Genomic DNA, 13,360 nt, shown 5'->3' on the forward strand with positions numbered 1-13,360 from the left:
GAAATATAATGATGAATTATTTTTACAATTTTGGAGAAAATTTAGTATTATTTATGGGCAAATAAATAAAGACCAAGATGATATTGATGATGTAGAAATATACTTTGATAATAAAATTGGTATTGTAGCTCCACAAGATTATAAAGTAAAAGAGAAAAACAAAGTTACAGGAGTTCCAACTGGTTCAGATAATAAATATAAATACAATATTCTAAAAGTTATTGAAAAACGCAATCAAGAGGAAGAAGCTATTGCAGAATTAATCGAAGATTTTGAAAACAAAATAGATACTTTTTTTAATTTCATTAAAGGAGATGAAATGGGAAAAAGATTAATTGCCAAAATCAAAGATGAAGGTTCAGCATTTTCTCAAGATGAAATATATACTGATTTTAACAAACTTTATAGAAAATATACTATAATGAATAAAGATTTAGGAGAATTTTTCAAAAGAGAAACAAAAGATATCCTAAATCAAATGTGTGATGATTTTGAAAGATCAGTTATAAATAATGGGTTAGAATTACCAAGTAGACCTACGCCTCCTAAGAAATAATGAAAGAAGAAGATAAAGAATACTTAGATTTACTTAATAAAGTATATTTTGAAAGTTCAACTCAGTTTGACAAACAATTGCTTTTTGTAGCTTCGGGAGCTTTAGGATTATCATTAGCTTTTATAAAAGACATTGTAGTTCTTTCAAAAGCAACTAATAAAGAATTGTTATTATTATCTTGGATAAGCTTTGGATTAGTTATTTTGATTAATGTAATTTCGCATTATACATCCTTGAAAGCAATCAATTATAAAATTGAAAATATTAATAAAAAAAGGATAGATTTTCTCAGAGTTTTAATTCTTTAACAAAATATTTTAATGTAATGATGATTGTTTTTTTAGCATCAGGTCTAGTACTTTTAATTGTTTTTATAGGTATAAATATTTAACTTTAAATTCTTTGTGAATAGATATGACAGAAAATAAAAACAAACAGTCAACCTTTCCTAAATGGATGGGGCCATTATTAGAAGCATTGCGTCAATTAGGGGGCTCAGGCAGGCCTAAAGAAGTTACAAATACTATTGCAAAAAATTTAAATATTTCGGACAAAACTTTAGAAGAAACTACCAAGACTGGAATTCCTAGATTTTACAATCAAGTAGCATGGGCAAGGCAGTATTTAGTTTGGGAAGGTTTCCTTGATGCATCGAGTAAAGGTATTTGGACTTTAACACCAAAAGGTAATGAAACTTATTTAACAGAAAAACAAGGCCGTGAAATTTTCTTGAAATGGGTTGAAATAAATCAAAAAGCAAGAAAAGCAAAATCAAAGAACGAAATACTAAAAGAACAAGAGGAAGATGAGCCGGAAAATATTGAGCATACTCTTAAACCAAATTTGCTGGAAGTTTTGCAAGGGCTATCACCTAAAGGATTTGAAAATATTTGCAAGCGTTTATTACGTGAGCATGGTTTTGAAAATGTAGAGGTTACTGGTGGCTCACATGATGGTGGAATTGATGGATACGGTACCTTGGAGTTAAACCCTTTTGTAAGCATTAAAGTATTGTTCCAATGCAAAAGATATAAAGGAACTGTTTCACGGGCTCAAGTTGGAGATTTTAGAAATGCAATGATAGGTCGTGCCGAAAAGGGTATAATATTGACAACTGGTACTTTTTCCGAAGATGCAAAGCGCGAAGCATCACGAGATGGAGCACCGCCAATTGAATTAATTGATGCATCTAAATTAATTGATTTATTTGAGAAAGTTCAATTAGGCTTAATTCCAAAAGTTGTTTTTGAAGTTGACTTAAAATTCTTTGAGCCATATTTAGATAAAGAAAAAGTAAACTCATAGTATCTAAATCATAATAAGATACAAATAATTTTTACTCTTAATCCATTTTTAAATTGGTGCCTCCAAAATTAAAGAAAGTCCTATAAATAAGAATAGTTTAAAGAATATTTTTAAAATTTATTTCGATGGAATTGTTTAAACGTTTGCTATAGCTCTTAATAAAAAGTTTTGTTTACAATTTTACACTGACTTGAAAAATAAAAAAAGCCTTCCAGGATTCTGAAAGGCTAATTAAGTAAAGGTAAGGATGAATTTATTTTTTAGATTCCTCAATAGAGACTTTTCTAAACTCTTTTAAAAGTTTCTCAATTTCCAAAGATGATTTTCTTGCTCTAGCTCCGGCAGCTTTAACTCCTTTTTCAGCTAAAGCTTCAGATTCAGTTTTAAATGTTTCGATTTCAGCGTTGATTTTTGCAACAAGGTCTTTCATTATACAATTTTTTTAAATTAAGTGGGCAAAAGTAAAATTTTGCCTTAAATGAAAACGGTATTATTATAAAAATATTTTCACGAATTCTCTTTTTTCAATTCCTTAAGGAAATAACTGACCGAAATTCCTGTTTTAGATTGGAATGCATTGGTGAATCGGGGAGTGGAAGTAAAACCGGCTTCCTCAGCAAGGGAGCCGATGGAGTAATTTCTATGCATGCTTGAGTTTTGGAGCAGTTCTACCAGATAATCAATTTTTAAGTCATTGATATAATCAGCAAAACGCTTGCCGCTGCGATGGTATATCACTTTTGAAAGGTATTTGCTGTTTGTATTAAACCGTACAGTTAAAGTGGTTAGTGTTGCCTCTTTGTGCAGGAATTTTTTATCCCTTTCAAATTTTTCAAGGTGTTTTATTATCTGCTGTACAGTCTCCTGCGAAATATCGGTTATTTCGAATTTATCGGTTGCCTGTTTTTGTAAGCTGCTCTGTTCATTTTTTTTCAGAAGCAGATCAAATTTGATCTTATTGCGCTTTTTAGTTTCAAAATGGTTATAGGTCCCATAAATGACAGCGGAGAATAGAACGACAACCACACTGATCAAAATAACATCATAATATTTTTCTCTTACAAGCTGCTGCTGTATTTTTTCTTTTTCCAGCAGAATTTCCTTCGTGTCATATTCCTTGTGAATTTTGCCCATTAGGTACTTATTGGTATCTGTTAATATAGAATCTGCTTTTAAAAGCTGGTCTATATAATACAACTGGGATTTCAGGTTATTTTCTTTCTTGTAATATTTAATCATTAATTCAAAAACTTCTCTTAAATCCGGACGAATGTAACCTTTCTCAATAAATACTTTTTCCACCTTTTTAAAGTAAGGAACTGCTTTTGCCTGACGCTGTAGTTTCCAGTAGTTTTTTCCAATGTAAAAATTGGCGATTGATTCATTTGCAAATTCTGTCATGCTATTTAACTGCGGCATGACTTCCTGAAGCAATTGAATCGAAGTATGATAATTATTTAGAAAGAACTGGTTGATTCCTTCGGAGTGCTTAAAAAATAATTCCATTTCTGGTATATTAAGCCGTTCACATTCTTTAATTCCAAATGCATTAGTTTCAGAGCATTTCCTGTAATCTCCAATCTTATTGTAACAAACACTAAGTGAATGCAGTGAATTTAAATAGGGGCGGGGCTGATTTTTTTTAAAATATTCAATGCAGTCATTAAAAAGAGAAATAGCCTCATCATAGAAGCCGAGATAATATTTAATCTGAGCAATATGATATTTGGTTTTGTAGATTAGGTAATCATTTTCGGTTTTGGAAATGCTTTCATTTGCTTTAATATAATAATCATAGGCTTTTACATAGTTTTTCTGGCTGTAATAGACTATTCCTTTGGATAGCTGAGCAGATCCAATCAGTTCAGGACTTCTTGACTTTACAGCTGTCTGCACCATGCTGTCTGCGTATTTTAAACGGAGAGTCATAGGTGACTGATGCAGCATATTTTGATATGCATTAACTAACTCTTCATGATTCTTTTCCCTTCGGGCTTTTCTTAAATAGGCATATAAATATGGAGATGCTTTCAGACTGTCATTTTTGTATTGATAAATTTTATCATCCAGATATCCATAACTTTTAAAAATAAGGGAATCAGGAATTCTGTTCGGAGTATTCTGGGCAGTTAAAGATTTAATTAGAAATAGAAGCAGCAGTACCGATAAATTACATTTCATAATACATAGAAATTTTGAGTTTATGCTCTTATGAAAGCATAAATCAGATTAATAAAAAAAAATGTAGAAGTCGCTATAGAGTAACTTTCAAAAATAATGTAATTATTTGAATTTCAATATTTAATGTAAGAAAAATACATTATTGATTTCATGGAAATCGACAGTGGATTTTCCGAAAATCCACATACATGCACTTGATTTATGATTTTTTGCAATTTAGATTTGCCTTGAATTCAACAGCAAAAGATTCAGTAAAGTACTGAGCAAAAGTTCTGCTGGCCCGGGTAAAATGGACTGAGACAAGTTCTCAATAAACCAAACCATTTTGCATTATGAAAAATTTACTATTAACTGGTTTAATTATTTTTTTAGGTTCATGTTCAAATGACGATTTTGACAATTCTGATTTAAGATTGGTTTCCAGCCAAGCAATCAGCAAAGAGAAAACTGCAGATTTTAAAAACGGGTCTGCTTTGGAGGAAAATTTTAAGGAAGTTCGGGCGGGAGATTACGTACTTCTAGTTCCTGCCCAATTAGAAGAAAAGATCATTTCAGTATTAAAAGCCCAACCTGGGAGAAATGAACTAAATACTTTTGAGAAAAGCACTTCTGATTTAGATACAATTTCTTCTACTGAGGATCCTGTCTCAACATTACTTATAATTGTTGATGAAAGCACACTCGGATCATCATTGAAACTTGATGTGAAGGGGTATATCGTTAATCTCGGAAATCTTCGCGGCCAGCAGTACCATATTGTGGATGATTTTATAATTCAATACGAGATTTCAAAACGACAAGATTCCACACTTCTAACAGGAGAAAAGGAATCCATTTTATCTATTTCCTCAATTTCGGAAGCAATTTTATTTAGTGAAAAGGACAGAAAGGACAGAGATTGGGAGACATCCACCACCAGTAAGAGTACCAAATATTTATGATATATTGTCGTAATTGAAGTTGAATCACTTCCTACTTATATAGTTGATTAATAATTTTCTAATCTATCTGATTTATGAAAAAGAGAGCTTTGTTTTACATTTTATTGTTCCTTTTTAATCTTTGCAGCCTTTATTTTATAATGAAGCTTTTTGCTGCTGATCAGCTGGTTCAGTACGTACTTTACCAGGACAATATAATTGAGAGTCCGAGATTAACGGCGTATATCTTATACGTCTGTTGTTTGTCTAATTTATATTTCCAGTTTTTTACATGGATGGAATATTTTTTCAAGGATGATATCTAAAAGCAGATCTAAACTAAAAGAGCAAAAATGATTAGAGAAATCTTAAATACTGAGATTAAAAGCATTGAAAATGATGGTATTGATGTAGTATACATTACAGACTATAGGGCAAAAAATATTGTACCGGTACCATTTTCCGTTTCAAATTTTTCAGTGCTTTTAATCAAAAGTGGTAAAATGAATATCAGATTTCATGACGAAACTAATATAGTTAATCGGAAAGATTTATTGGTAATCCCATTTAATTCCATTTGCACCAGACTTGAAGCGACGGATAATATCCAGCTTTATCTTGTAAGGACAAATTTTGATTTTGCATTTAATAATTGCTATGAAAAAGAGCTTTCGGATGCTTTTAGTTTTCTAATGTTAAAATCAGATCGAAAGATTAGTCTTCATGAAACGGATTTTAAAGTTTTGTCACTTATTTATAAATTAATGTATGTATTGCAGAACAGCAATGACAAACCGGAAGTAATTACTAAGCTGCGCCGGATATGCTTTAATTTATTTATATATGAACTCAAGTTTATACATTCTAAATATAAACCCGACTTAAATCTTGACTTTTCAAGAAGGGAGAGCATTGTAATACAGTTCCTGACTCTATTATCAATACATTTGAGAAAACAGCATCATGTTCAGTTTTATGCAGGAGCATTATTTATCACTCCAGGACATTTGAATAAGATGGTAAAAGAAAGCACAGGTAAAACAGCTAAAGCATTTATAATTGAAGCTCTTGTCAATGTTTCAAAAAATCTTCTTACGGACTCAAGCTATTCCGTGGCTAATATTGCCGATGAATTAGAATTCAGCAGCGCTGAAAACTTTGGCGTATTTTTTAAAAGACATACTGGTATGCTGCCAACCGAATTTCGTTCTAATAAAAAGTAAGCTGCCAAGATAGCTCCTTATTCTGCCAGAGATTGTTTAATTAAAACGATAAGACGATGATTAAAATGTATCCTTTGGAATGGTTTGATTCGTTGATTATAAATTCATTTGATACTGATAATTCTTCTGTAAAAGTATCGGAATATGAATTGGAGAATTTGAGTAAAACAATAGTATATGAATCAAAAAAAATTAAAATTCATATTAAAGATTCTTTTTTCAAACTGAAAAGTAAAAGGCAGATTAGACTTCTTATAAGAAAATATCATTCTTCATTGGTTTTTTTAATAGACAGGGTAGTAGAAATAAGAATGATCGAAAAATACCATTCTCCTGAATTTTTTAGAATATTTGACCTGATTGTTAGTTCGCTGGACGATTTGCTGTCATTTGTAGAAATCAGATATTCGTCCTTTATAAGTCTGGACCAAAGGGTGTCCTTCAGCTATTTTTCGATTTGGAAAAAAGAAACACTTGAGATTTTAAAGAATCTGATTAAAAAAAAAGAAAATACTGAGGAGAATGATCTCGAATTGGAATTTGTTGTCAATCTTCTTGCTGCGCCACTTCATAACAGCAGAAATAGTAAGTATACCTATCGCCAGATTTTGTATTATAGAGAGATAATCATCGAACTTGAAAAATTAAATTATCCAGTTACGGAATCAGAAGGTTTTTCAAATCTGGATTTTGTGCTTATAAGAATGAATTTTAATTCCAGAGAATATACCGATAGACTGGTTAATAGAATAGGCAGGTATTTAGAAGGTTTTGAGAATTTATCTGAAAGACTTGAAAAGCTGCTATACTTCTGCAAGAAACTGTCTAAAATAAACGCAGATTTAAAATTAACCTTTAATCCATCTCAACAGAATCTTATTTCATTTTTGGAATACTGGTTCTCCAGTGAAATCAGATTTGCTGAAAAAAAGGCTGCAATTCTAATTCAGGAACAGATTGATGCTTCTGTCGGAAGTGAATTTGTAGAGAAGGCAGACTCTAAGATGGAATGCATGCTTTCGGGAGATCAGATTGCTCTGATCCTTAGAGCAACAGACGAAGCGAGAATTATAAAAGCGAAGTCGATGAATTATATTTTTAAAAGCATTGTGCCTTATCTTTCTACCCCTGTCAGAAGAAATCTTTCTTACCAGTCAGTCAGAAGCAAGTCATATAATGCAGAAGAGCGTGATAAGGAAATTGCGATTGAAAGTCTTGAGAAAATAATCCGCAAGATAAAAACGTATTAGATTTTATTGTCGTTTATAATCTGACAACGTTTTAAATTCTTGCATTTTGAAAGGGTACAAAAAGGGTACAGAAAAGTTGTACTTGTAGAAAATTTATTCTTATCGTTCCTTTGACCTGTAGAATAAATCACATCAAAATTTAAAGGATAGTGATTTTCATAGAGGAGGATAAAATGTTGAACGATAAAATGAGGAGCTATGTTTACAAATATTTCATGGGGCAGTTATCTGACCGCGGCTGGTATTACTATAATTTTCTGGTATCTAATAATCTTACTGAAATTTCACAGTAGTGATTTAAAAAAAATCTTATCAGGTGAAAAGAAACTGCAAATACCATTTCTAAAAAAAACTTCTAAAAATTTACAGGATATAAAATCGATATCCGATTCATTTCCGAAATCTTTTGATACCCTGGAAGATGCGGAAAATCTATCGCAGCGTATTAAAGAAGCAGTTAAAGAAAGTGCTGAAAAACGACTAACAAAACAGCAGTTTCAAAACTACCTGCGAATGCTTCTGGATGAATATCCTTATGTCAAAATTTCCTCCCTCAGAGAAAACATTAACCAACAAATGGTCTTTGAATCTCAAAAGCATCCCAATCTGCTTTTAACGCTCAGTGAGGCAGACAGTCTTTGGGAAGGACCGGTATTTTAAAAAATTCAGAGGAGGAATATTCCCCGTTCTCTCTGGTGCGGTATGGCTTTATGTGACAGGAAAAATAGGGCTGCAACGGTGGTATTCCTCTTCTTTTTATAAAGAATAACTTTAAAAATGATTTGTGATGAAAAAATGCAGATGGAAATTAAAAAGTCTTTTTAGAAGATTTAGAGCTATGGGATCGTCGCTACTGATGATTCTGGTTAGTAATGTTATTTACAGCCAGGATGGTGTGGCGGGCATTAATGAAGCCAACCAGAAAGTGAGAAGTTACTTTGATGCCGGCACTGAATTAATGTATGCGGTAGGAGCGATCCTCGGGCTGATAGGTGCAGTAAAAGTATACCAGAAATGGAATGCCGGAGATCCTGATACCGGAAAAGTGGCGGCAGCCTGGTTTGGAAGCTGTGTGTTTCTGGTGGTAGTCGCTACTGTAATTAAATCCTTTTTCGGGGTTTAAACGATAGAGAAGATGAGTAACAGCGTTTATTCGATCAATAAAGGAATCAATCAGAGTATAGAATTTAAGGGACTTAAAGCGCAGTACATCTGGTATTTGGGCGGAGGTGTCGTAGGTCTTATGATTCTGTTTGCTGCCCTGTATATAATTGGAATTCCTTCCTTGATATGCATTGGTTTTGTTGGAACGGCGGGAGGTTTTCTTGTTTTTAAAATATACAGAATGAGTAATACTTACGGAGAATACGGCATGATGAAGGCTCTGGCTAAAAAACAGATTCCTAAGTGGATTAAAGTTTACAGCAGAGAGGTTTTTATGAAGTTATAGCTGTAGAGAGTTAATTATATAATAGAGAAAGGATGGAGAAGAGGATGGAAGAGCAGCTGCCGATTATGGCAGTGGAGCATGACTGCATTTTATCAAAACAGGGCGATGTTACTATAGTTTTTAAGGCAGAACTGCCTGAAATTTTTACGCTGTCAGATCAGGAGTATGAAGCTTTCCACCAGTCATGGATAAAGGCGTTAAAGGTGCTGCCGAAGTTTTGTGTTTTTCATAAACAGGACTGGTTTTTAGAAAGTGCTTATAAAGCTGATTTTTTAAGTGAAGACAGCAGTTTTCTCACCAGAAGTAGTGAGCGTTTCTTTAATGAAAGACCTTTTTTGGATCATTCCTGCTATATCATGCTGACCAAGAAACCGGCGGGAAGAAGAAATGCAACCTCATTGTTTTCTAATCTGCTTAGAAGTTCCATAGTACCCGAGGAAACCTTAAAACCGCAGCTTCTGCAGGATTTTGCAGATACCTGCGGCCAGTTTAAGAGAATTATGGAAGACAGCGGATTTATAAAGCTGGAGCGTCTGCAAAATGAATCGCTTAGAAGCGATAGCAGAAGAATAGGGCTGGTGGAAAAGTATTGTTTTTTGTCAGAGCGTGAAGATTCATTCGTATTTAAGGATATAAGGTTTGATGAGGGATTAGCGGTAGGGGATAAACACTGTCAGCTCTTTACTCTCGGTGATGCAGCTGATCTTCCTGGATTATGCGGATCGAGAATCAATTTTGACCGCTATTCAACCGATAAGACCAAATTCAGTATTGGTTTTGCGTCAACCCTCGGCCAGCTCTTATCCTGTAATCATATTTACAATCAGTATATCTTCATTGAGGATTCACAGAAAACCATCCAAAAGCTGGAAAGCAAGCGACTCAGACTGCAGTCACTCTCTGCCTACAGCCGGGAGAATATGATTGCTAGGGATGCGACGAATGATTTCTTGAACGAGGCAGTATCACAGCAGAGGCTTCCGGTTAAAGCCCATTTTAATGTACTGGCCTGGAGCACGGATAAGGAAGACTTGAAAGAGATTAAAAACAAAGTGTCATCAGCTCTTGCGCAGATGGATGCGGCTGCCAAGCAGGAAACTGTCGGAGCTCCTCAGATCTATTGGGCTGGAATGGCGGGAAATGCTGCGGACTTTCCCATGAATGACACCTTCGACACCTTTACTGAACAGGCGGTATGCTTTCTGAATATGGAAACGGGATATAAATCTTCGCTGAGTCCGTGCGGTATCAGGCTGGGAGACAGGCTGACAGGAAAACCAGTTCATGTTGATATCAGTGATGAGCCTGTTAAGATGGGAATCTGCACCAATCGCAATAAGTTTATATTGGGACCTTCGGGCAGCGGCAAGTCCTTTTTTACCAATCATATGGTGAGAAGCTATTACGAGCAGGGAACGCATATTGTGCTGGTGGATGTCGGGCACAGCTATAAAGGGCTCTGCGATATGGTAAACGGTTATTATTTTACTTACGATGAAAAGAATCCTATCCGTTTTAACCCATTTTATATTTCAGAAGGAGACAGTCTGGATACGGAGAAAAAAGAGAGCATTAAAACGCTTCTACTCGCACTCTGGAAAAAAGACGACGAAACCTTTAACCGGAGCGAGTATGTAGCGCTCTCAAATGCCCTTCAGCTTTATTATGAGAAATTGGATAATAATGCAGAGATATTTCCCTGTTTCAATAGCTTCTATGATTTCCTGAAGGTGGATTTTATCTCAATTTTGGAAGGAGATAAAGTAAAGGAGAAGGACTTTGATGTGAATAATTTTCTTTATGTACTCAGGCCTTATTACAAGGGAGGCGAGTTTGATTATCTACTGAACGCGACAGAAAATCTGGACCTTCTAAAAGAAAGGTTTATTGTCTTCGAGCTGGATAATATCAAAGACCATCCGATTCTTTTTCCAGTAGTGACCATCATAATAATGGAAGTTTTTATAAACAAGATGAGAAAACTTAAGGGTATTCGAAAAATGATACTCATTGAGGAAGCATGGAAAGCCATAGCAAAAGAAGGGATGGCGGATTATATAAAATATTTATTTAAGACTGTGCGTAAATTCTTCGGGGAAGCGATAGTGGTCACGCAGGAGGTAGAGGATATTATTTCTTCGCCAGTTGTCAAGCAGGCAATTATCAACAACAGTGACTGCAAGATCCTTCTGGACCAGAGCAAATATCAGAATAAGTTTGACCAGATTCAGGAGCTGCTTGGACTTACAGACAAAGAAAAGGCACTTGTACTTTCTGTAAATAAAGCCAATGATCTAGCCAGGAAATACAAAGAAGTGTTTATCTCTCTGGGAGGGATGCTTTCAAAGGTCTATAGAACCGAAGTTTCGCTGGAGGAATACTTAGCTTATACAACAGAGGAAAGCGAGAAAGTGAAAATGAATGCCTATGCGAAGAAGTTTGGCGGGGACATAAAGAAAGGAATAGCCGCAATGGCTCAGGATATGAGAAATGGAATTAAATGAAAAGGAATAATGAAAAAGAAATTAATAGTCTTGATGGTCTGCCTGCTGCTAGTGGGCACCTCGGCAAGACCTGCGGAAAAAGTTGCGGTATTGCCGATACTGGAAATTGTAAAAGCTGTTACGAAAAAGGTGATTAAAGCCATTGACCTGAGAATCCAGCGGCTACAGAATAAAACTATCTGGCTTCAGAATGCACAGAAGCAGGTGGAAAATGTACTTTCCAAATTGAAGCTCGATGCGATCTCGGACTGGACTCAGAAACAGAAAGATCTTTACAAAGGCTACTATGAAGAACTCGCAAAAGTAAAGTCAATTATTACCTACTATCAGAGGATAAGAGAGATTACCAAAAAGCAGACACAGCTTGTTCAGGAATATGAAAGAGCTTGGAATCTTTTCAAGCAGGATACCCATTTTAAAGACAGCGAAATCCAGTATATGGAGCGCGTATATACAGGAATACTCGAGGAAAGTGTGAAGAATATCGACCAGATTTTTTTGATTCTGGATTCTTTTGCCACCCAGATGAGTGATCTCAAACGTCTTGAAATCATCAACAAGGCTGCTGATCAGATTGATGGGAACTACGACGACCTTACAATGTTTAACCAGCAGAACATACTGCTGAGTCTTCAGAGGGCCAAAACAGAAGCAGATGTAAACCAAGTGAAACAATTTTACGGAATTCCATAATTCAATAAAAAAAACATGAAAAAGATAGCTGTACTACTAGTAGCGCTCTGTGTTTTTAATCAAAGTATGAGCGGGCAGGCAAAGCAGAGGAAGGAACTAATCCTTCAAATAGCGGCACTTCAGGTTTATATTGACTATGCAAAGAAAGGATATTCGGCAGTATCAAAGGGGCTTAATTTCATAGGTGATGCCAGAAAAGGAGAGCTAAACCTGCACGGTGATTATTTTACCTCACTTTTAAAAATCAATCCAAAGGTTCGGAATTATTATAAAACTGCTGAGATCATTTCCATGCAGTTTAAAATAATGAAACTCTGTAGAAAGACTTTGGCAGATCTTAAAACTGCTGATTTGTTTCATGGTAATGAACTGGACTATATAGAGAGGTCTTTTGCGAAACTTCTTCAGAACTGCAGCCAGACTCTTGACCAGCTGCTTGTAATTACCACAGATGCAGAACTAGAGCTAAAAGATGACCAGAGGCTTGAGCGCATTGATCTTCTGCACAGAACTATGCTGGAGGATTATAATTTCTGTCTTTCTTTCAGCAGGGATGCCAGACTGCTGTCGGTTTCAAAATCTGCCGATAAAAAGGATTCTAAGAATGTTGATGAATTATATGGATTATAAATTAAGCTACTATGAAAAAGATTTTGATTTTGACAATATTGATCACTTTGTTAATGATTCCAGTTAAATCCATGGGGCAGTCAGCAGAAATTCAGCAGCTGATTTTGAATATCGAAAAGCTATCCCAGTTCAAGAAAATTCTCAGTGATATGAAAAAGGGATATGAGCTGCTTTCAGGTGGATACAAAACGGTGAAAGATATGACGGAAGGAAACTTCAGCCTGCATAAAACTTTTCTAGATGCACTTATGCAGGTAAGTCCAGCGGTAAAGAATTACAAAAGGGTAGCAGAGATAGTAGAATATCAGATTTCAATAGTCAAGGAAAGCCGCAACGGAATGAACCGATTTATAAAAAGCGGAAATTTCAGCGGACAGGAAATAAATTACTTTGAGAAAGTTTACGGAAACCTGCTTAATCAGAGCCTGCGAAATCTCGATGAACTTACGATGGTCATAACAGCTGATAAGCTCATGATGTCGGACGACGAAAGACTAAAGGCAGTTGACGATATCTATGAGCAGATGCAGGATAAACTGCTTTTTCTCAGAAACTTTAATACCACATCGAACGTGCTGGCTCTTCAGAGATCAAAAGAGAAAAATGATGTTTATGTCTCAAAGAGTTTTCAGGAATTTAAAGAGTAGA

At 34.9% G+C, this 13,360-nt stretch carries 14 protein-coding genes and 1 pseudogene; 13 read left to right on the top strand and 2 right to left on the bottom strand.

Annotation, left to right across the window (positions count from 1 at the left end; all coding sequences use genetic code 11):
- The 3 genes and pseudogenes from IW20_RS23750 to IW20_RS23760 form a co-directional block, all read left to right on the top strand.
- Positions 1-556, top strand: a pseudogene (locus IW20_RS23750) (type I restriction endonuclease subunit R); the annotation flags it as partial.
- The gene (locus tag IW20_RS23755; protein WP_035628591.1) at positions 556-864 is read left to right on the top strand and encodes a hypothetical protein; all 309 of its coding nucleotides are present in this window, start codon (positions 556-558) and stop codon (positions 862-864) included. The pseudogene IW20_RS23750 and the gene IW20_RS23755, both read left to right, overlap by 1 nt.
- Before the next feature lie 106 nt (positions 865-970).
- Positions 971-1,861 (top strand): restriction endonuclease, encoded by an 891-nt coding sequence (locus IW20_RS23760; RefSeq protein ID WP_035628594.1) that lies wholly within the window; start codon positions 971-973, stop codon positions 1,859-1,861.
- Positions 1,862-2,114: 253 nt separating this feature from the next.
- Here IW20_RS23760 and IW20_RS23765 read toward each other — a convergent pair whose 3' ends face one another.
- Complete coding sequence (locus tag IW20_RS23765) at positions 2,115-2,291, bottom strand: histone H1 (RefSeq protein ID WP_035628595.1); 177 nt, start codon at positions 2,289-2,291, stop codon at positions 2,115-2,117.
- A 77-nt stretch (positions 2,292-2,368) separates the two neighbouring features.
- The gene (locus tag IW20_RS23770; RefSeq protein ID WP_035628597.1) at positions 2,369-4,042 is read right to left on the bottom strand and encodes an AraC family transcriptional regulator; all 1,674 of its coding nucleotides are present in this window, start codon (positions 4,040-4,042) and stop codon (positions 2,369-2,371) included.
- 332 nt (positions 4,043-4,374) lie between these two features.
- Between IW20_RS23770 and IW20_RS23775 the strand changes: the two genes are divergently transcribed.
- From IW20_RS23775 to IW20_RS23820, 10 genes are all read left to right on the top strand, one after another.
- A complete protein-coding gene (locus tag IW20_RS23775) occupies positions 4,375-4,983 on the top strand; it encodes a hypothetical protein (protein ID WP_035628599.1) in 609 nt (202 codons plus the stop codon).
- A 332-nt stretch (positions 4,984-5,315) separates the two neighbouring features.
- The gene (locus tag IW20_RS23780; RefSeq protein WP_035628601.1) at positions 5,316-6,185 is read left to right on the top strand and encodes a helix-turn-helix domain-containing protein; all 870 of its coding nucleotides are present in this window, start codon (positions 5,316-5,318) and stop codon (positions 6,183-6,185) included.
- A 56-nt stretch (positions 6,186-6,241) separates the two neighbouring features.
- Positions 6,242-7,435 carry a hypothetical protein gene (locus IW20_RS23785; protein ID WP_035628602.1) on the top strand — a complete coding sequence of 398 codons (1,194 nt, stop codon included), beginning with the start codon at positions 6,242-6,244 and terminating at the stop codon, positions 7,433-7,435.
- Positions 7,436-7,633: 198 nt separating this feature from the next.
- The gene (locus tag IW20_RS23790; protein WP_035628604.1) at positions 7,634-8,095 is read left to right on the top strand and encodes a hypothetical protein; all 462 of its coding nucleotides are present in this window, start codon (positions 7,634-7,636) and stop codon (positions 8,093-8,095) included.
- Between the two features lie 178 nt (positions 8,096-8,273).
- On the top strand, positions 8,274-8,558 hold the full coding sequence (locus tag IW20_RS23795; protein ID WP_223704658.1) for a DUF4134 domain-containing protein: 285 nt from the start codon (positions 8,274-8,276) through the stop codon (positions 8,556-8,558).
- 12 nt (positions 8,559-8,570) lie between these two features.
- Positions 8,571-8,885 carry a DUF4133 domain-containing protein gene (locus tag IW20_RS23800; RefSeq protein WP_035628607.1) on the top strand — a complete coding sequence of 105 codons (315 nt, stop codon included), beginning with the start codon at positions 8,571-8,573 and terminating at the stop codon, positions 8,883-8,885.
- 32 nt (positions 8,886-8,917) lie between these two features.
- Positions 8,918-11,389 (top strand): TraG family conjugative transposon ATPase, encoded by a 2,472-nt coding sequence (locus IW20_RS23805; protein WP_035628608.1) that lies wholly within the window; start codon positions 8,918-8,920, stop codon positions 11,387-11,389.
- Between the two features lie 9 nt (positions 11,390-11,398).
- Complete coding sequence (locus IW20_RS23810) at positions 11,399-12,082, top strand: hypothetical protein (RefSeq protein ID WP_035628610.1); 684 nt, start codon at positions 11,399-11,401, stop codon at positions 12,080-12,082.
- 15 nt (positions 12,083-12,097) lie between these two features.
- Positions 12,098-12,712 (top strand): hypothetical protein, encoded by a 615-nt coding sequence (locus IW20_RS23815; RefSeq protein WP_035628612.1) that lies wholly within the window; start codon positions 12,098-12,100, stop codon positions 12,710-12,712.
- A gap of 11 nt (positions 12,713-12,723) precedes the next feature.
- Positions 12,724-13,359 carry a hypothetical protein gene (locus IW20_RS23820; RefSeq protein ID WP_035628614.1) on the top strand — a complete coding sequence of 212 codons (636 nt, stop codon included), beginning with the start codon at positions 12,724-12,726 and terminating at the stop codon, positions 13,357-13,359.
- Position 13,360 lies beyond the last annotated feature (1 nt).

It is taken from the genome of Flavobacterium hydatis (assembly GCF_000737695.1).
In the GTDB taxonomy this organism is placed as follows: domain Bacteria; phylum Bacteroidota; class Bacteroidia; order Flavobacteriales; family Flavobacteriaceae; genus Flavobacterium; species Flavobacterium hydatis.

Bases quoted from the DNA above. Each gene is read 5' to 3' on its own strand.
- IW20_RS23755 (WP_035628591.1), top strand. From the start codon at position 556: ATGAAAGAAGAAGATAAAGAATACTTAGATTTACTTAATAAAGTATAT.
- IW20_RS23760 (WP_035628594.1), top strand. From the start codon at position 971: ATGACAGAAAATAAAAACAAACAGTCAACCTTTCCTAAATGGATGGGG.
- IW20_RS23765 (WP_035628595.1), bottom strand. From the start codon at position 2,291: ATGAAAGACCTTGTTGCAAAAATCAACGCTGAAATCGAAACATTTAAA.
- IW20_RS23770 (WP_035628597.1), bottom strand. From the start codon at position 4,042: ATGAAATGTAATTTATCGGTACTGCTGCTTCTATTTCTAATTAAATCT.
- IW20_RS23775 (WP_035628599.1), top strand. From the start codon at position 4,375: ATGAAAAATTTACTATTAACTGGTTTAATTATTTTTTTAGGTTCATGT.
- IW20_RS23780 (WP_035628601.1), top strand. From the start codon at position 5,316: ATGATTAGAGAAATCTTAAATACTGAGATTAAAAGCATTGAAAATGAT.
- IW20_RS23785 (WP_035628602.1), top strand. From the start codon at position 6,242: ATGATTAAAATGTATCCTTTGGAATGGTTTGATTCGTTGATTATAAAT.
- IW20_RS23790 (WP_035628604.1), top strand. From the start codon at position 7,634: ATGTTTACAAATATTTCATGGGGCAGTTATCTGACCGCGGCTGGTATT.
- IW20_RS23795 (WP_223704658.1), top strand. From the start codon at position 8,274: ATGGGATCGTCGCTACTGATGATTCTGGTTAGTAATGTTATTTACAGC.
- IW20_RS23800 (WP_035628607.1), top strand. From the start codon at position 8,571: ATGAGTAACAGCGTTTATTCGATCAATAAAGGAATCAATCAGAGTATA.
- IW20_RS23805 (WP_035628608.1), top strand. From the start codon at position 8,918: ATGGAGAAGAGGATGGAAGAGCAGCTGCCGATTATGGCAGTGGAGCAT.
- IW20_RS23810 (WP_035628610.1), top strand. From the start codon at position 11,399: ATGAAAAAGAAATTAATAGTCTTGATGGTCTGCCTGCTGCTAGTGGGC.
- IW20_RS23815 (WP_035628612.1), top strand. From the start codon at position 12,098: ATGAAAAAGATAGCTGTACTACTAGTAGCGCTCTGTGTTTTTAATCAA.
- IW20_RS23820 (WP_035628614.1), top strand. From the start codon at position 12,724: ATGAAAAAGATTTTGATTTTGACAATATTGATCACTTTGTTAATGATT.